The following is a 20,094-nucleotide window of genomic DNA, read 5'->3' as shown; positions in this document are numbered from 1 at the left end:
ATGGATTTTAATAAAAAAGTTATTGCCCTTTTAGCAGTAGCCCTAATTGCAACAGGTTCATGGTCGTGCAAAAAACTTACAGATGAAGTACCTGAAGATAAATTGGATATTACCAATGCCTACCGGAACGTAGGTGATGCCGATGCAGCTGTAATTGGTGCTTACGGTCAGTTTTTGGGCCTTGAAAAGTTATACATTTTACAAAATGAACTGCGGGGCGATCTGGTAGATGTTACCGGAAATGCCGATGTATATTTAAAGCAGCTATCCAACCACACCACGAGTAAAGATAATCCTTATATCGATCCAAGGCCATATTACACCGTGATTTTGAACATTAACGATGCGCTTAAAAACTTCAATTTAATGCTTGCCGATCACCGGATGAGTGTTGATGATTACAATAAACATTACTCCGATCTGGGTGCTTTGCGCAGTTTTATTTACTTACAACTGGGTGCGCAGTATGGTAGTATTCCATACATCACCGATCCTGTTGAAAAGGTAGAAGATGTTAAAAATTTAAGCCTTTATCCGCGCATATCTTTTGATGAGCTTTTAACCCGACTGATTGATTTTACCGAAAAGCTTCCTTACAAGGAAGTTTACTCGTACCCAACAGGCAATGCATTAAATGTGGCGATTGATGGGCAGAACACGCAAAAAATATTCATCTGTAAACCCTTTATATTGGGCGATTTATATTTATGGAAGGGCAATTATTTAAAGGCAGCAGAAAATTATGCCAAGGTGATGAATATTGAGAATTCCAATACCAACATCAATATTCAGTTTGATGCCTATAAAGTTGTTTATGCTCTCGGTGGCGCATATAACGACCTAATAGTACGTTACACAAGGGCACAGGATGAGGGTGCCTTGGTAACTGATGGTGGTTGGCGCAATATGTTTATACAGCCTACCAATAATATTACCTGGAATTCGGAGTTTTTTTGGGGCATTCCCTACAACCCAAGTTATAAACCGGGCAATCCAATGGTTGATGTTTGTTCATCTCTGTATGGCAAGTACCTGATCAAACCATCGAAAGTTGCAATTGATAACTGGAATGCGCAAAGGCAATACAGCGGTATACCTTATGATGCAAGGGGTAGATTATCTTACGAAACTTCTGCGGCTGGTCCGGTAATTACCAAGTTAACGGATAACAATACTGTATTGAGCAGTTTTAATAAAGGTGGTAAATGGGGAATTTATAGAGCGGGCTTGTTACACTTGCGTTTCGCTGAAGCAGCAAACCGTGATGGGCAGAGCAAACTAGGCTGGGCGTTTTTGAATATTGGTATTCAGGATACCTACTACACCGGTACTTATTTAAGTGGGGCAAAATCTCCGGTTTCTACTGCCGAGATCAATACCATGCAAACACCATATCCTACCACTTCGCCTTATTATTTTGATGCCAGAAGCAATTCAGATTATAAATCGCCATGGTACAGAAATACAGGCATCAGAAATAGGGCAAATGTGCGTGCAATTGATGTAAGCTTTCAAACCGATATGTTAGGCTTGGAAGGTAAATTGATTGATGAGGATGCACTCGAACTGGCATTTGAGGGTAACCGCTGGCCAGATTTAGTTCGTGTTGCCCGCAGGCAGAACAATCCAGCTTTTTTAGCAGAAAAGGTTTATCAAAAACTGTTAAAGGCAGGTGATCCCAATGCTACTGCAACCCGTGCAAAGTTGATGGATCCAGCCAATTGGTATTTGCCGTTTGATTGGAAATAGAGCTGATGAAACGCCGTGCCGAATCGTTATTGCCCGGAAAGGTTTCATAGGTTGCATTAAGGTTTCCGCCTGCGCGGGAATGACGGCAATAGCGAAACACCGTGCTGAATCGTTATTGCCGACTTGATTTGGAATCGTAATGCCCGAAAAGGTTTCATAGGTTGCATTTAGGTTCCCGCCTGCGCGGAATAATGGCAATAGCGAAACACCGTGCCTAATCGTATGACGTCCCTGATTTCTACGCTCATTTATTTATATTTACCCATGTTCATGATCAAAAAACTAATATTCGTCACTTTTCTTGCCATAATCAGCTTAAATTCTATAGCCCAGGAGTACGTAATAACCAAGTTTGGGGTAAGTAGCGATAGTACAAAACTAAATACCAAAGCGATTCAAAGTGTAATCGATAAGGCTTTTAAAAAAGGGGGTGGTACAATTGTAATTCCTAAAGGTACTTACCTAACCGGGGCATTATTTTTTAAGCCCAAAACCAATTTACTGTTGCAAGAAGGAGCGGTACTTAAAGGATCAGATAACATTAAGGATTATCCATTTATCCCCTCACGAATGGAAGGCAGAAGTTTAAAATATTTTGCAGCCCTGATTAATGCCACCAAAGTAGACGGTTTTAATATTTCTGGTCCCGGTACTATCGATGGCAACGGACTAAAATTCTGGAAAACGTTTTGGTTTTACCGCGATTCGGTGAAGAAAACTGGTAGAGATGCTACAAATCTCGAAGTAAGCCGTCCGCGTTTATTGTTTATCTGGAGCTGTAATAATGTGAATATTAAAGATGTAAAATTGCGTAATTCCGGTTTCTGGACTACCCATTTGTATCAGTGCAACAATGTATTGATTGAGAATTGTGATATCCGCTCACCATTCAGACCTGTAAAAGCACCCAGCACCGATGGTATCGACATCGACGTTTGCAAAAAAGTAACCATTAGGAATTGTTACATCTCTGTTAATGATGATGCCATTTGCATTAAAGGGGGTAAAGGGGTTGATGCTCAAAACCTACCCGAAAATGGAATTGTGGAGGATATATTGATCGAAAACTGCACCATCGGCGAATCGCATGCCACCCTAACCATGGGCAGCGAATGCATCCACGCCCGCAACATCACCATGCGCAATTGTAAAGTAAATAATAACTGCCCTATATTGAGAATGAAAATGAGGGGAGATACCTTTCAGCTTTATGAAAATATTACTGTAGAAAACATTACTGGAACTTGTGGATCGATTATCGACTTAAACCCATGGAAACAATTTTTTGATCTGCAAGGCAGTACAGCAAAACCTTTTGGTACAATTAGAAACATCAAATTATCGAACATTAAAGTTGAAGCCACTAAATTTGGTGAAATGGATGGGAATCCAGATGATAAAGTATCGAACTTTCTTTTTAAGGATTTGGAGGTAACTACTAAAACGCCTTTCTTGAAGAATAAATACCAGGATGTTAAAATTGATAATGTTATGGTAAATGGAGCACCTTTAGTGGTGAAACCTTAGTTGTATAATTTCGGATTTTACTTATTGTTTTAAGAAACTGAAGGGGTAAATAATAACGTCATTTCGAGCGTAGTGGAGAAATCTTTGGATTTGCCATCGTAATACATCCGTCATTCTCGCGCATGCGGGAATCGTAATGCGATCGCTATGCTTTTACAATCTTGATCTTATCTCTTTTAAGAAACTGAAGGGTACATAGTATCGTCATTTCGACCGCAGTGGAGAAATCTTTGGATTGCCATCACAACAAATTCGTCATTCTCGCGTAGGCGGGAATCGTAATGCGATTGCTATATTTTCGCTCCGCTCGGGCTTGCCTCGGCTCACCGCCGCCGAGGGGGCTCTTACCTTTTTCTTGATAAAAAGGTAACCAAAAATCAAGGCTTGGAACTGATGTCGGATAAATTCGTTAAAGCTTTTTGGTCGTCAGCACAAGTTCCGCCGAAGGGGGCGGAAAGTGTGTGCTGCCTCAATGCAACTATGGAAGGAAAGGTAATGATAAAGCTTTAACGTTTTCTCCTTCCATCATTTCCTATGCCGGATAGCATAGAGCATATAGCGAGGTTCAGATTAAAACGGTCGTCATTCCCGAGCATGCGGTAATCGTAATGCGTTCGCTATGCTTTTAAAATCTTAATCTCTAGCTTATTACTTTTAAGAAACTGAAGGGGTACATAGTAACGTCATTTCGACCGTAGTGGAGAAATCTTTGGATTTGCCATCGTAATAAATCCGTCATTCTCCCGCATGGGGAATCATAATGCGATCGCTTTGTTCTATAATCTTAATCTCTAGTTTATTACTTTTAAAAAAAACTGAACTTTACTAATATCTTCATTGCCTAGGCCAGGTCTACACCAGCCGAAGCAATCTTATAAATAAGCAGTTCTTTTTAAACAGCTAATCATTTACAATGATTTTTAGCAGCTCACGGCAGCGAGCTTTCATGATACTCATAATTTGCCGCTGCCGAAAGCAGGAAGGTTTCATGATACTGATAATTTGCCGCTGCCGAAAGCAGGAAGGTTTCATGATACTCATAATTTGCCGCTGCCGAAAGCAGGAAGGTTTCATGATACTCATAATTTGCCGCTGCCGTGAGCAGGAAGGTTTCATGATACTCATGATTTGCCGCTGCCATGAGCAGGAAGGTTTCATTGTAAAACTGATAATTTATGTCATGCAATGAATAGTTTATGATTTTCGTTACTAACAATAATCTATTTAACGCTCGTTCGGAAACGCGCTTAAGCTTAAACAGTTTGCAAAATCCGCTTTACCAATCCAATTTTAAAAGTGCCACACCCTGCCTGGCCAATTCAATTTTAAAAGCACCATTGTCAGTATTAAATTTCTTTGGTTTACCGATCATTTTAAGCTGACCTGCTTTTTCTAAAATTGCAACCTGTTTTGCATCTGGCTTCTGTGGCGAACCCATTTTTTTCCATACCGAATAGGAGTTGCTATTTTCAGTATCTATAAGATACTCGGTTAGGGTTACCGTTTTAACGGGTAGTTTATTTAACAAAATTGAAACCGTTTCTTTAGCATCTGTTTTATCTTCGTCATGATAATTCCACAGCATTACGAAAGCCGATTTCTCGGCTTTGGTGGCTAAAACACCGATATCGGTTTGTGCTTTTCTAATGCTCGAATCGAGGATGGTGTTTAAGTTGTACATGCGGTTGCTTTTGGCTTCAACACGGTTTCCTTTCATCAAGCCAAACATCCTGAAAACATTTAATACAGGTTTATCAACACCATTGGTAGCCAAATCGCGAAAGCCAGCAAACCAGGGCTGGTTTTCAAACTCGAACGACCACGTAACTGCACCTAATAAATTGATGTTATATTGATCGGTGAGCGCATAAAGCCTGGCGAAAGATGCTGCGGTATAACTCGAATACATGGTGCCGTTACGGTAGGCATTTTCCGGGTTGGTACTCATGCCACAAGCAGCACAACCTTCAGGATCGGATTCGCCAATAATAACAGGAATGTTTTTAAGCTGGGGATATTTACTGATCACCTTATAATTGCCATCGATATTGCGCAGCTGGTTTCTAACATTCATTAGCACTGTTCCATCAACCACCCTTGGCGAGCCTTTAGCATGGAAAAGCACTGCATCCAGCGGCGAGCCGATTTTGCCCGTTACATAATTGGTATCGTTTAAGCAGTGCCTGATGAAGGCATCTAAATATTTAGAACCACCACCTGTAACGTTGGCCCCACCAATTTTCGCCGTAGGTAAAGCACGCTTCAATCCATCTGCGGCATAATCGTAAAGCTTAAAGAACTCTTTCTGTGTTCCTTTCCAATACGCACCATCAGGTTCATTCCATACTTCCCAGTACCAGCTTTCTACCTCAGCTTTGCCGTAACGGGCCACACTATGTTTCACCCACTCATAAACGAGGTTGCCCCATTTCTTATAATCTTTAGGAGGATAAGCCCAGCCGGTTAAAATTTCATCATATTTGGCACCAGGTTTCCATTTGTGCTGGTAGGGTTGAGGTTTGGTAGAAAGTGCCTCGGGCATAAAGCCAATCTGGGCTAAAGGTTTCATGCCCCGCTTTACATAGGCATCAAAAATCTGATCAACAATTTTCCAGTTGTAAACAGGATTGCCCTGTGCATCTTCGGTATAGGCATTGGTTGAGCCCCACTTTAAAGCAGGGGTACCATCGCCAGAGGTAAGTAAATTATGCGCCCGTACGTATACCGGAACCGGACTTAACTTCGAAATCTCTGTAAGCAGTTTCTGCCCGTCTTTCATATACGTATAATTTGGCTCATCGTAACCAAACCAGGCCCAAATGGGCTTCATAGGCGCAATATTCTTGTCGAAATTAACTTCAATGCTGGCATTTTCTTGCGCCTGTACTGTAGGGATAAAAACGGTTAAGCTAAAGAATAGGAGGTAAATTTTGCTGGGTGTTTTCATCGCTTTTGTTTTTATAAGTTGTCATCCTGAGGGTTAATTAATTGCATAAAAATCAAAATAAGTAACAGGAGCACTTATAAGATTAATCTCCTCAGGTTATCGTCATTGCTGTAAGGCTTTTTCAACCAACGAAGCAATCTTTATGGCAAAGTGTCGCTGAAATGAAAGATTGCTTCGTCGTTCCTTCTCGCAATGGCGACCTTTTAACAGATCGCCTAAGGTTGCTCGTAAATTTCGGCCTCAATAATACTTAAACCTCCTTTTAACTTTGTTTCTGCACGTTCTACCCCATCATCGAGCTTTTTACCGTTTACCTCTACACCAATATTCGAATTTTCTTTCTCTTTCCCTGCTTCAACCAGTTGTATGGTAACTGTTTTACCTTTTGTTGCTTTACACTTTGCGGTAAAATAACCCAAACTCGGTTTGCTATTGCCCTCAAAAACCACTTTACCATCAACCAGAATTTTTAATGGATAAATTTTGGTTCTAAAACCGTTCAGTTTTAAAGATACTGCTGTTACAATGCTTTCTTTTGCCAGGGTATATCTTATCCACGCGGTATTAAGCTTCCCGTCGTTCACCCAATCGCTCAGTTCGTTATCGTCGAAACTTAAGCTGGCTTTATCGCTATTGGCACCAGCTTCGGCTGCTATAATTTTGATCGATTTCCGCGAAACGGTGTAAGATGGATCAAGGGGCGTTGGCCCTTTGCTTAAGTTTGGTTTCAAACCATTGCTTGGTAACTGGGCAGATATGCCGTTAACAATTTTAACCGCTGTAGTTTCGAAAGAAAGGTTTGCAGGTTTTAAGCCTTCGGCTGTTGCCGTTAAATTAATTTTTCCGGCGGCGGTTGCCGATCGGATGAGTACCCTGTTTATGCCATTTTCTACCGGCAGGTTTTTAGCCAGAATATAATTATCCGGTCCTTGCGCTAAACCACCACGCCATTCGGCAGGGCCATCTAAATTAAAGCTTACCATATTTGAGGCTGTAGGACAACGGTTTCCATTTTCATCAATAACTTCAACCTGCACCAATATTACATCGGCACCATCGGCTTTAAAACCACTCGGATTTTTCATTGCGGTAAGTTTTAAAGCAAGGGCTTTACCTGCTGTTGTTAATTGGGTTTCTGCCAGTTTTTTGCCTGCTGAAGAATATGAAACGGCCTTGATTGTGCCAGGCTGGTAGTTAATGTTTTTAAAGGTGAAAAGAAAGCCATTACTTTTTTCGCCAAAACCAAGCGATTTGTTGTTTACAAATAGCGCTGTTTTATCGCCACTGGCCACTACATATATGTTCTTTTTTACGCCGCTTTTATAATTCCAATGCCCAATTATATGAATGCCGGTTTTTTTGGCATCAACCCAGCCATCCCACATCACTTTGTGCGCAAAAAAAGCATCTTTTGGAATTCGCATGGCATCTACTTCGCCACTTCTGCGGTAGTTTTCTTCACCCCGGTGGTGGGTATTCGAATCTGAAAATATGATGTTTACCCCACCAGCACTTACCCTGGTGCCTGTTCCGGGGCGTTCTTCGTAATATTCGTTCCAGCGGATTATATCTTCAATGGCAAAAGAATCCTGGTTGCGGTTATAATCGCTGGCATCGGCATCTTTATATTTAGGGCCGGCACCATTTACGTGGAAAGGGGGCGAATATTCATCCCAATACTTTCTTAAAGCTTCATCTCTTGAGTATTCCATAGACCATACGGGCTTGGTTGCGCTTTTATTGATGTACAACATTTCGCCACCGTATTCGGCTTCGGGGATGTCCAGCATTTCTCTCGATCCGATGGCTCTGCCGCCGTTCGGATCGTAAAGGTTTCTGATGTCTTTCATTTCCTGCATATGTGCCGCACTGATTGATTCGTTTCCACACTCATAAAAAACGATGCTTGGGTTGTTGCGGTTATAAATAATGGCATCCGTCATTACCGCTTTGCGTTGGTCCCAGCGGGTTCCTGTTACATCTTTTTCCGAATCTCCGGCAGGCATGGCCTGAATTAAACCCACCCTGTCGCACGATTCTATATCCTGTTTCCATGGGGTAATGTGCATCCAACGCACTAAATTGGCATTGCTTTCTACCATAAGTTGGTTGCTGTAATCGCTTAGCCAGGGCGGCACCGATAAGCCAATTGCAGGCCACTCGTTACTGCTGCGCTGGGCATAACCCTTCATCATCAATACACGATCATTTAGGTAAACCATTCCGTTTTTAAATTCAGTTTTCCTGAAACCAGTTTTGGTGCTGAGTTCATCAATAATTTTATCTGCTGATTTTAATCTCGAAGTAACGGTATATAAATAACCGTAACCCCAGCTCCAAAAGTTCAATTCATTTACCAATGCCTCGGCTTTTAAGGTTATGGTATCGCCAGCTTTAATAGTGGTTTCGGCTGATTTAAAAGTTTTAACAACTTGCCCGTCAAGATCTTTTAGCTCCACTTCGTAAATGAGTTTCCGATCGGTAGTACTTTCGTTTTTTACCTGAGATTCAGAAACAATTACCGCTGATTTGCCTTTAATATTAAAGTCTTTAGCGTAACAGTAGTTGCCCGTTGTTTTTAAGGTAGAAAATAGTGGAAGTGTTTGGTAAATATTGCCTGTTACATGCAAGCGAACGTTTTTGGATATTCCGCCATAATTGGCGTTAAAATTTTTATCATTCCATTGGTAGCCAGAATTGGTGGCTTTTTCTTTATAGTTCCAGGCGTTATCGATTTTAACGGCGATTACATTTTCTTTATTTGGAATAATTAAGCTGCTAATGTCGAAACCAAAAGCCATTACCCCGTTTTCATGTCTGCCGATAAACTTTCCGTTCAGGTAAAATTCTCCCGCCTGCCTAATGCCTTCAAACTCGAGGAATACTTTACTGTTTTGATCGGTAGCTGGAATGGTAAAATGTTTCCGGTACCATGAAATTCCTGTAGAAAGGTCTTCTATCGACTTTTTAAAGGCTTCATCTTCATTCCATGCATGGGGCAGGGTGATTGATTTCCACGTTTTATCATCAAAATCAGTCTTTTCTGTACCAGGCAAATCTCCTACATACAGTTTCCAGTCTGGATTAAAATTATAGGTTTTCCGTGGATTTGATGATTGTTGCGCTGATGCAATAAGGGGCAGGAGCACAGCCATTAAAAAAAGGTAAATATGCTTCATTATAATTGGTTAGTGGGTTAATTTAATGAATAATGGTTTATCGCGGTTGCAAATAATTTCGCCATTCTGGTATTCTAGTTCTGCCAGTTGGATTACGCTCCTTCTTGTTGCTTCATTGTCGATACCTTTATTTTCGGGTGTTCGACCCGGATGGGTAAAATAATAGATATAGGCTTTATCTCCGTTTACCACAACATCGGCATGACCGCCCATTACACCATCGTCGGTTCCCTTTCCGGGTTCCTGCAAAATATTTTTGGGCTGCCGTTTCCAGGTCAGCAGGTCGTTAGAAGAATATATTCCTAAGCCGTTCCAATTATCCACCACCATCCAGTAGGTGTTTTTCCAATAGAAAACTTTCGGACCTTCGCAGCCTTTATCGCCGATCAGTTTTTTGCCGCTATCTTCCCAATGGTATAAATCTTTACTATCGGCATAATAGATCGATTTGCCTGCCATTTCGTTGTTGTAATACATTCGCCAGCCTTTGTTATCGGGCAATTTAAACACACATGCATCAATACAGCGTTCGGAAGCAAGGTTTAATTTTGATTCGAATTTCCAATTTATGAGGTTTTTGCTGGTGAGGTGCACAATGTAGCGCGGGTGACGCCAATCTTTAAAAACGCCAGGCACATAGGTTAAGTACATGTGGTAAATCCCTTTATTTTCGATTACTTCTGGTGCCCAATGTGTATAATCAGTTAATCGGTATTGGATATCACAGGTATCGCGGTATTTCCATTTCACACCATCTTTCGATTCGGCAATGCCGATTCTTGTACCATGCACCCAGCTTACGCCATCAAGATTTTTAGCCTTAGCCCTTCGGTTGGTGTAAAACATAAACCACTTTTTTTCGCCTTTATTCCAAATCACCACCGGGTCGGCAGCTCCATCATAAACAGGGTCGCTATACAATGGCTTAGGAACGGGTTGTATCTTATTGCTATTTTGGGCGAAAGTATGGGTGCAAAATAGCATTAAAAAGGCCAGCAGGATTTTATTCATCTCAAATTGGGTCAATATAGGAGTGTTTCAGTTTTCAATGGATTGAAAAACTCTTTATAATAGGAAATATTTGGTTAAATGGTTAAACGAGTTTAACGTTTAAAATTTAGAGGGCCATCCTGCTCTATCCTGTAGAACACGTGCTTTAGTTATGATGATTGACTTTAAAGACTTTTCAAACGATTGAAATGCCAACTTAAAATTGGTTTATAGAAGTAACAAATGCAATACGTAAAAATTATCGGTAGGATGGAATTGCAATATAGCTTAGTTGCAATTTTAAATAGATAAAGCAGTTTGTTTATTTGTACATATTAACGTACATTTGATTGTACATAAATATTAATATGAAAGCAGTAACAATTTCTTCACTCAGAACAAACATGAAAAGCTATTTTGACGAAATAAGCGCTACGGAAGACATTTTGATTGTGCCAAGAAATAACAATGAAGAGGATGCTGTTGTGGTAATTTCTATTAAAGAATACAATGCACTTACTGAAACGGCACATCTCATGTCAACAGAAGCAAATCGTAAAAGGCTGGAAAATTCGATTGAGAGTTTAAAAGCTGGTAAAACTAAGCATTTCTCTTTGGCAGACAAAAAAATTGTTAAGGCCTAAACTATGAAAATCTTATTTACCGAGGAGGGTTGGGCAGATTTTGAATACTGGATGGATAATGATGAAGAAGCGGAAAGAAAAGTAAGGGTACTGTTGAAAGATATTACAAGAACGCCCTTTCATGGTTTAGGAAAACCTGAAGCTTTAAAGCATAATTTAAAGGGATTTTGGTCGAGGCGGATTACAGGAGAGCACCGCTTGGTTTATCAAATATCAGGCACCAAAGGTAAAGATCAGCAGTGTGCGGTTATTCAATGTCGTTTTCATTATGATAAATAAAAAGTCATTAACAAAAAGAGCGGTTACCAAAAGGTAAACCGCTCTTTTTGTTAATGGTTAAATCCGGTTACCAACCAGGATTTTGCATGGCTTGTTTTTGTGCAGGTGTTAAAGGTTCGCCACTAATTTTAAGTACATCAAGGAAATTTTGCGGAATTGGCCTTAAGTAATGTTTGTTTTCTAATGGTTTGGCTTCAACATTAAAAGCTGCTGTGCGGGTAACAAGTGTTTTAGTACGGCCCAAATCTTCCCAACGCATCAACTCACCCATCAATTCTCTAGAGCGCTCATCTAAAATGAAAGCTTTAAATTTATCTTCATTAGAGGTGGCACCCACTTTATCGTAAAAATCTCTACTCGAGTTAAAAATATCGGCTTCGCTATTTAAGTGCATTGGTGTTAATGTACTTGCAGTAGTAACCGGAAGATTGTTAGATTCGAAATAAGTATTTTTATCAGAGTAGGATACAAATCCTGAACTGTTAACAGCCGCATTGGTTTTGTAAGCAATACCACCATCAACATAAGCAGAGCGATCTTCGCCATCTTTATAAGCAGCACGATCTCTTACCTTGTTTAAATATGGTATGGCCTGTGCATATTGTCCTAATCTTCCGTAAGCCTCTGCAGCAATTAGGTAGGTTTCGGCTAAACGGGCTAAAATACCATCACGCTGGCCAAATTGTGAAGCAATTAAATTCCTCGAACCATCCATAAATTTAGAAAGGGCAGGGTATTGGCTTACACCATAATTTCCATGTGCGTTTAAATAACTTTGCGGCTGCCCTGCAAAATACCTCACATACATACTTGGTGCCCTTAATGTAATGTTGGTGCTTGTATAACGGGTATCGTTGGCATCGTTTATTATGTAAAGGATCGATTCCTGTCCGCCGGTAAATTTAACCTGGTTAACAAGCGCAGGTGTAGGTGCTGTAGCTGCTGTCCATTTTGGCGCACCGGCAGGGTTATTGCATAAGTAACGTGTTTTAAAACTTTTCCAGAATCTCGAATCGTTTACCCGATCAAAAACATCGATAGCATAATCGGTTGATCTCATCCTTTGAAACTCACGGTCGCCCGGGATATCACGTTGCATGCCAGGAAGATTTTGATAAACTGATGGATAATATAAATGTACCTGGTTTCCGTAGCGGCCTTGCGTTGCAGTGTTATTAGAAAACTGTGCTGCCAGAATTACTTCCTTATTGGCTTCATTCGGACCATCTACAGCTGTAAAATTCCATAAATCGCTAAAGTTTGTAGCCAAAGTATGCTGGCCGCTGTTAATCACCAAATCAGCATATTTAACGGCATTCTGTAAATCGGCAGTTTTGGTATCAGCATTCCAGTCGTTATTCATTTCACTTGCACGGAATAAATATGCTTTGGCCAAAAAGTGTGCTGCGGCCCATTTGGTTAGTCTTCCGGTTTCGCCTGGAGTAGCAGGAAGCAGGTTATAGGCTTGAATAAAATCCTGAATAACCTGCTCATATACTTCTTTAGCAGTGTTTCTGGTAAATTCTTCTTTAATGACTTCTAATGATTCGAGTTGTAAAGGTACACCGCCAAATTGTTTCACCAGTTTAAAATAATCGAAAGCACGCATAAAGTAACCTTCACCTAAACGGGTATTTTTATTGGCTCCGGTATAATATACAGGTACATTTTTTATTACAATGTTGGCCGAATTGATGTTGGTATACATGTTGTCGAAAACGGCCTGTACATCCGAGTTAAATGAATTTAAGTTGCCATCATAAGAATTCCACATCTGCTCGGTTCTGTCGCCGCCCACTGTAAATTCATCAACGCCATAATTGGTACTGGTATAAGCCCAGGTATAATTGAAATGGAATTTTAAGCTTTGGTACATCCCGATCACCAACCCGTCCAAACCTTCCGTTTTTTGAAAATCAGCTGTGTTACGGGCATTGATCACTTCTTCATCCAAAAAGCTTTTTTTGCATGAGGTTGGTAAAATAATTGCCACACCAAGCAAGGCAACTGCCGTTATTAAATTTTTAATCTTTTTCATAATCAAATTCTTATGCTTTATTAAAAGCTTGCGTTAATTCCAAATACTACACCTCTGTTAAAAGTAGAACCACCCAAATCCGGGTCGATCCATTTAACGTTTGAGTAAATCAGGCCAGGGTTAATGGCTTGCGCATAAACCCTTAAGCGCGATAAAGTGAGTTTCTTCGCCAGATCTGAAGCGAAATTATAACCCAGGGATAAGGTTCTGATTTTGATAAAAGAACCATCCTGGTAGTTCATTGAGCTTTTGTACTGATCGCCTGCTGCACTGGCATAATTTGGTGCAGGGTAACTATTTGTTGGGTTTGTAGGCGTCCAGTAATCGAGTACACGTTGTGCAAAGCGACCTTGTAAGGATTCTGCACCGGTTTCGATCAGGAAGTTATAGCGGGCAACAATAAATACGGTTAAATCGAAACCTTTATAACCAAAAGTATTGGTTAAACCACCTGTCCAGCTTGGATTGTAATGGCCTAATATCTGGCGGTCGTTATTGGCATCAATTTTATAATCGCCATTTAAATCTTTAACCTTGATATTTCCAGGACTGAAAGTAAAGCCGTTTGTTTTGTATTTAGCAATTTCAGCCAGATCTTCTGGTGTGTTCTGCCAAATGCCTTCTTTAACGAAATCGTAAGCTACGCCATTGCGCTGACCGATAAAAAAGCGATCAAGAACCATGTTTCCTCCATTTAGCTTTACTATTTCATCTTTGCTTGTAGAGAAACTTAAGGTAGATTCCCAGCTAAAATCGCTTGTTTTAACGTTAACTGTATTTAAAGTCAAATCCAATCCTTTATTTTTAGTCGAACCGATGTTATCAAATGAATTAGGATAGCCATTAATGATTGGGATATTTTTAAGCAGGATTAAATCTGTTGTTTTCGATTTGTAAAGATCCAGTGATCCGCTGATTCTTCCTTTTAGTATGTCGAAATCCAAACCGAGGTTATACTGTAAGGTTTTTTCCCAACTTAATAATTTGTTAGGAAAAGTGATCGGGTTGGACGATGAAGCATCAGATGCCACATAACCTATCTGCGCCGAACTGCCAAAGGTATAAGTGAGCGGTTGTAAAAGGCCGAGTGTGCTGCCAATCTCTACCGATGAGTTGCCTGTGCTACCTACACCGATTCTAAGCTTTAACTGATCAACCCATTTGATGTTTTTCATGAAATCTTCCTGCTCCAATCGCCAGGCCAACGCTGCCGAAGGGAAAAAATCCCATTTGTTGCCAGCGGCAAGCTGTGAGGCACCGTCCCAACGGGTTGATGCCGTTAACAGGTATTTGCTGTTAAAGCTATAATTTACCCTTGCCATATACGAGGCCAGTGTCGATTTTCTTAAATCAGTATCAAAGCCATCCAATGCGGTAACACTGCCAGCCCTCAATCCGTACCAAAGTGGTGCAATCAGGTTTATTTTACTGCCTGTTAATGATGATGATTCATCTTTAAAGGCCGATGAACTTTGCAATAAGGTTACCCCAAAATTATGCTTGCCGAGCGTTTTATCATAATATAATAAATGATCGAGGGTATAGGCAAATTTATTGCTTTGGTTTAATTGCGCATAATTGTTTACCGAGCCAGGGATACCTGCATCGCGGTTAACTGATTTCGCATCCTGGTACCTGCCGTTGTAATAATTAGAAAAATCTGGTCCGAAATTAATACGGTATTTTAGCCCTTTCAAAATATTAACCTCTGCATATACAGATCCTAAGGTTCTTAAGGTTTTACGCAGGTTGATGTTATAATCTGCCTCCAAAACCGGGTTTTGAATATTGATATCACCACCCGGCAGGTTAATTCTATTGCCGCTTGCATCAAAAGGAACAGCTAAAGGAAGCATTCCACGCGCTGCAGCATAAATATTGCCAGCACCTGATGCACTTGCAGCAACGAAGCCATAATTCTGCAAGCCATAAGTAGCAGTTAAGTTAAGGCCCATTTTAAACCACTTAACGGGTGTAAGTTCTACACTTAATTTGCCGCTATATCGCTCAAAATCCTGGCCCAACTGTGTACCTGTTTGGTTTAAGTAGCCAAACGATCCATATGCTTTTATCTTATCTGTACCACCACTTACACTCAATACATGATCTTGCGTAATACCGGTTCGGGTAACAAGGTCGCCCCAATCTGTAGTAGGAACCAAACTGCCATCATAAACACCATTTTGCCAGCCCTGTGCAATGTTTGCAGTTACATAATTATCGTTAGGGAAAATACGGTTATCATCTGCCAGGGTAGGTACTGCCGGATAAGTGGAATTGGCATTGGCTAAAGGATTTAAATAGCCGACACGGCGATAGGCATCACGACGGAATTCGATGTACTGCGCCGAATTCATCATTTCCATTCTATCATTTAAAGTTTCGATGGTTGCTGTACCTACATAATCCATCGTTATTCTGCCGATTTTACCTTTTTTAGTGGTAACCAGAACAACACCATTTGCACCGCGCGAACCGTATATGGCTGTTGCAGATGCATCTTTTAATATATCAATGGTTTCAATATCATTTGGGTTAATCGCATCTATACCACCAGCTTGCAATGGGATTCCATCTACCACATAAAGCGGAGAATTGCTGGCTTTTAATGATCTTACCCCTCTAATTAAGATGCTTCCCAACTGCCCGGGGCGCTCGTTGGAAGTAATATCGACCCCGGCAGCCTTACCTTGTATGGCCTGTAATGCGTTTTGCACCGGTCTTGATCTAATCTCTTCTGCACCCACACTTACAACTGCTCCCGTTAAATCACTTTTTTTAACGGTGTTATAACCCACTACCACAACTTCATCCAAATCATTGCTTGCGCTTTTTAACTGGATACTAATGGTTGTTTTGCCACTAACTGGAACTTCCTGACTTGTGTAACCAATGTACGATACCTCCAAAACCGGGTTGCTCACCGTTGATGGAATGGTAATTGAAAATGCGCCATTCGCATCAGTAGAAGTTACAATGGTAGTGCCCTTTACTTTAATGCTTACGCCAACCAGTGTTTCGCCTTTTTCGTCAACAATTTTTCCTTTTAAGGTAACATCCCGTTTGCTCATTGGGTTGTTTGCTTCTACCGTTAAAAGTGCTGTTTTTCGAATGCTAGCATCAGCATTTGCGGTGTTTGCGACGCATAATATGCACAATGCAGACATGCCTGTGATCAGGATTCTTTTGTAAGAAGAGCCCTTCCGTCGCTTTAAGTTTTCTGGATAAAAATTAAGATCCATAGTGTTATTGGTTTTATAAATATTTGGTTATTTGGCCAAATAGCGTATTAGATGTGATGCTATTTGTTTTTGAGGGCATATAATGATGTAATTTCCTCCACTTTTTGATGGATGGATTACAATGTTTAATGATGAAGAATAAGTTAGTTTATTGTTGTTATGGCTTGCTTAGCCTTCGCTTAATTGCTGTAGTGTAATGCTTTAAAGGTTAAATCGGATGGCCTTTACTGCAAACGGTTGCATGATGGTAGTTTTGTTTTTGTTGCCCATAATTGAAATGTTTAATTAAGAAACCTCTGTTTGATTTATACTTGGTTATACGAGATTAAAACATTTATTCGGGTAATCCGTCCTGCTCCATCCTGTAGCGCAATATTACCAGGGTTTGATGGGCTTAGAATTTGGCTTAATTTAAAGAGCTGTTATAGGGTGTTAAACAGAAAAAGGCAAACCATACGGGTACTGCCTGTGCATGATTAAATAAAATTACTGTGAATTTATAACTCCGGGTTACATTGTTTACCGTTCGACCCCGCTATCATTGATAGGCGCTAATAGAAAGCGTCGTCATCTCGACTGGAACGCAGTGGAACGGAGAGATCTATCAGGTTAGATTTTTCGACTACGTTCACTCGGCCCGAAATGTGTCTCTCAAAGGAAATCTACTTACCTGAAATTCTTCTGTCTATTATAAATAAATTAACCCTCATGGTAACGCATGATTTGAACTCCTAAATAGAATTATAACTGCGAACTGATTGTTTGCCCTTCAACTACATTTAGGGTAACAAATGATTTGAATTCCTAATTAGAACTAAAGATGAAAAACAACCTATTCTGTACGCTCAATACTAAATGCACGGTCTTCCTTGTTAAAGCCCACCTTCGGGTAATACTCAAAAGCGGTAGGTACCGATAGCAGCAAGAGCATACACTTCGGGCCGATTTTTTCACGGGTAATGGCAATCATTTCTTTACCAATTCCTGAACTTTTATATCCGGTAAATACTGCAATATCTGCCAGGTAAGCACACCAGGCCCAATCTGTAATGGTTCTGCAAATCCCAACAAGCTTATCTTCCTGCCAGGCCGTAACCAGTAAATCAGCATTTTTTAACATTAAAGCAATTCTTTCAGGTTCGGTTGGTCTTTTAAGTCCAGCTTGAATGAATAATTCAATCACTTCTTCAGGACTTGGAATCACGTCTAATTTGTAGGTAATGTTCATACACGCTAAAATACTGAATACGAAGATCAACGACGATAAATGGTGATTATTTAAAGTTTTTACTATATAGTACATCCAAATTCATCGTCAGTTTAACACAGCATTTACCTGCTAAAATCCTGTTACTATCAGTTAATTATTAGCTATTTAACTGTTTAGTATAAATTAACTTTGTTTTATGTTATTGTTTTTCTGGACTTTACAAACTAAATGATATAAACATTTCAATAGATCATCCCTATAAAGTGAATAATTCGAAATGGTATTTTTAGTAAAACAATGAAATAAGTGTATCCGCATTGTTTTTTAAATTTACTAGTTTGATTAACCAAGAGGCATTGTCAGTAAAATGGCATGCCTCTTTTTTATTCTTATTACAAAAAAATCATTTAAAAATGGGCGATTTTTGCGCTCTTTCTCTTTAAAATAGTTAATTCTATAACTCAAACTTTATCTTTCTTATAAGCGTTAAAGCCGTTGTTTATTTACTCATCATCGGTATTAATAAGGTTTAACAGATAATGCGTTTTCCATCCATCTTTAAAAATGTTTGATATTAACAATAAAGTAATGTAAAAAAGTCTTTGAAATTCATATGTTTGTAAAACAAAGTTTAGTATTTGTTAACTTTTGTAGGGTTAATATTTATCCCGTTTTACATTAACTTATCTCCTTTTAATAGAAAAAACCGCCGAATGGATACTAGTGTTTTACATTCACCTCATCAGCGCTCAGTTGTAGCTATGGATATTTGTTGCCAACAGCTGATACAAAAAATGGGCGGCAGGGCAATTGAAGAGTGGCGGGCATGTGATTACAATAGCCTTAGCAGTCAGCTTGGAAAACAAACTAAAGTTTATTTAAGTATAAATACATTAAAAAGACTGTTTGGCCAGTTGAAAACGCCACAACGGTATTTCCCGCAAAAAGCTACAAGAGATGCATTGGCCCAATTTATCGGCTACCGCGATTGGCAGGAGTTTGAACTTGTGCATATGGCTACAGAATTGGCTGCGGTAAAAGCTCAAGCCAGTATTGAAGCTGAAGATGATATCCAAACTTTACCAGAAAATAAAATAAAACCCAAAAAACCACTCTACATTGTTTTAAGCGCCGTTCCGGTATTGATTTTACTCAGCGTTTTGTTTTTTTCTAGCTATAGGCAACATCCTGCAGATGTTAAATTAGTTTGCGAAAATCCGTATGGCTATGTACCCCATACAGCAGTTTTTAAGCTAAAATCCAGTAGGCCGATAAATGATAATGAAGCGTACAAGATCGATTTTATGGATGAGGCCTTGCAATCAACTATCAGTGGCAAAAAAGAAGTGGCAAAGTTTTTTAGAAATCCAGGTGTGGTTTACGCAACACTTTTATACCACGATAAACCTATTGATACAGTGGCTGTATACATGCGCACAAAGGGTTGGGTAGCCAATTCGGGTAACGATACCTCACGGGCCTATCCTATAGCGGGCTTAAAACCATTAAATCCGAATAATATTTATGTATCAAAAAAACAGCTCGATTCTGCTGGTTTATCTACAAGTAAACCATTTTTGGTAGGTTTTAGTAACATTAAGCCATCAAATATTAGCGGCGATAATTTTTCTTTTACTTGTAAGGTATTTTCTGAACAAAGCAGGCCGGGTACTCAGTGCGTAGAAACAACTTTTATTATTCTTGGAGAAAAACACCGCCATTTGCTTACCCTCAACCGCGGCAGTTGTGTTGCGTTTTCGCAATATAAATTTTCAGAAAAAAGAGTGATAGGCTCTGACCAGTTTTTAGGCGGCCTTGCCTTTGATCCCCTAAATGGCGGAGTTGTAGAAATCAGAGTTGAAAACAAAAAAGTTTCGATAATACTTAATGGAAAAAAAGCATTGTCTACCAGCTATAAACAATCGATAGGAAAGGTGATGGGTGTTAAAGTTTTATTCAGCGGAATAGGGAAGGTAATCTCACCTAAGTTGCAGGATTTATCCACAAAAGAAGTTTTCTGATCATAAGTTGGTGAGACAAATCTCGCCAATTGTAATTTCTATTTTTTTTGTTTATCCATTCTTTAGGTGTTTGTTGGCTAACGTGTTGTTTGTCAAAATTTTATACATCCATGGTTTTGTCTGTTTTTTGTACGTATAACTATATCCTTAAAATTTACATCGAGGTTAACTTAGGGTTACATATAATTTCACCATAGCATCTACAATTAAAACTGCCCATTGGCAGAGGCTTTCTCTAAAATATTTTAATCAAAATCAACAATTAAGT

12 protein-coding genes are annotated in these 20,094 nt (G+C 39.7%); 5 read left to right on the top strand and 7 right to left on the bottom strand.

Features of this window, described 5'->3' with window-relative positions; genetic code table 11:
- Complete coding sequence (locus ASE74_RS06895; protein ID WP_162235798.1) at nucleotides 1-1,749, top strand: RagB/SusD family nutrient uptake outer membrane protein; 1,749 nt, start codon at nucleotides 1-3, stop codon at nucleotides 1,747-1,749.
- 270 nt (nucleotides 1,750-2,019) lie between these two features.
- Nucleotides 2,020-3,276, top strand: a complete 1,257-nt coding sequence (locus ASE74_RS06890; RefSeq protein WP_055906614.1) for a glycoside hydrolase family 28 protein — start codon at nucleotides 2,020-2,022, stop codon at nucleotides 3,274-3,276.
- A gap of 928 nt (nucleotides 3,277-4,204) precedes the next feature.
- On the opposite strand, the gene ASE74_RS06885 is transcribed toward ASE74_RS06890, so the two are convergent.
- The 4 genes from ASE74_RS06885 to ASE74_RS06870 form a co-directional block, all read right to left on the bottom strand.
- A complete protein-coding gene (locus ASE74_RS06885) occupies nucleotides 4,205-4,417 on the bottom strand; it encodes a hypothetical protein (protein ID WP_055906150.1) in 213 nt (70 codons plus the stop codon).
- 135 nt (nucleotides 4,418-4,552) lie between these two features.
- A complete protein-coding gene (locus tag ASE74_RS06880) occupies nucleotides 4,553-6,223 on the bottom strand; it encodes a beta-xylosidase (RefSeq protein WP_055906147.1) in 1,671 nt (556 codons plus the stop codon).
- Nucleotides 6,224-6,438: 215 nt separating this feature from the next.
- Nucleotides 6,439-9,402 (bottom strand): sugar-binding domain-containing protein, encoded by a 2,964-nt coding sequence (locus tag ASE74_RS06875; protein ID WP_055906143.1) that lies wholly within the window; start codon nucleotides 9,400-9,402, stop codon nucleotides 6,439-6,441.
- Between the two features lie 9 nt (nucleotides 9,403-9,411).
- Nucleotides 9,412-10,413 carry a family 43 glycosylhydrolase gene (locus tag ASE74_RS06870; RefSeq protein WP_082458674.1) on the bottom strand — a complete coding sequence of 334 codons (1,002 nt, stop codon included), beginning with the start codon at nucleotides 10,411-10,413 and terminating at the stop codon, nucleotides 9,412-9,414.
- Nucleotides 10,414-10,760: 347 nt separating this feature from the next.
- Between ASE74_RS06870 and ASE74_RS06865 the strand changes: the two genes are divergently transcribed.
- Nucleotides 10,761-11,036 (top strand): type II toxin-antitoxin system Phd/YefM family antitoxin, encoded by a 276-nt coding sequence (locus ASE74_RS06865; RefSeq protein ID WP_055906141.1) that lies wholly within the window; start codon nucleotides 10,761-10,763, stop codon nucleotides 11,034-11,036.
- A gap of 3 nt (nucleotides 11,037-11,039) precedes the next feature.
- Entirely contained in the window at nucleotides 11,040-11,315 is a 276-nt protein-coding gene (locus ASE74_RS06860; RefSeq protein ID WP_055906138.1) for a Txe/YoeB family addiction module toxin, read from the top strand.
- 67 nt (nucleotides 11,316-11,382) lie between these two features.
- Here ASE74_RS06860 and ASE74_RS06855 read toward each other — a convergent pair whose 3' ends face one another.
- The 3 genes from ASE74_RS06855 to ASE74_RS06845 all read right to left on the bottom strand — a co-directional run bounded on the left by ASE74_RS06855 (nucleotide 11,383) and on the right by ASE74_RS06845 (nucleotide 17,823).
- Entirely contained in the window at nucleotides 11,383-13,353 is a 1,971-nt protein-coding gene (locus tag ASE74_RS06855) for a RagB/SusD family nutrient uptake outer membrane protein (RefSeq protein ID WP_055906135.1), read from the bottom strand.
- 20 nt (nucleotides 13,354-13,373) lie between these two features.
- The gene (locus ASE74_RS06850) at nucleotides 13,374-16,595 is read right to left on the bottom strand and encodes a TonB-dependent receptor (protein WP_055906132.1); all 3,222 of its coding nucleotides are present in this window, start codon (nucleotides 16,593-16,595) and stop codon (nucleotides 13,374-13,376) included.
- A gap of 832 nt (nucleotides 16,596-17,427) precedes the next feature.
- Nucleotides 17,428-17,823, bottom strand: a complete 396-nt coding sequence (locus ASE74_RS06845) for a GNAT family N-acetyltransferase (protein ID WP_055906129.1) — start codon at nucleotides 17,821-17,823, stop codon at nucleotides 17,428-17,430.
- A gap of 695 nt (nucleotides 17,824-18,518) precedes the next feature.
- Here ASE74_RS06845 and ASE74_RS06840 point away from each other — a divergent pair.
- Entirely contained in the window at nucleotides 18,519-19,826 is a 1,308-nt protein-coding gene (locus tag ASE74_RS06840) for a hypothetical protein (protein WP_157255364.1), read from the top strand.
- The last annotated feature ends 268 nt before the right edge of the window (nucleotides 19,827-20,094 follow it).

This window comes from Pedobacter sp. Leaf216 (genome assembly GCF_001421515.1).
GTDB lineage: Bacteria > Bacteroidota > Bacteroidia > Sphingobacteriales > Sphingobacteriaceae > Pedobacter.
This window is presented reverse-complemented; position numbering and strand designations above follow the sequence as displayed.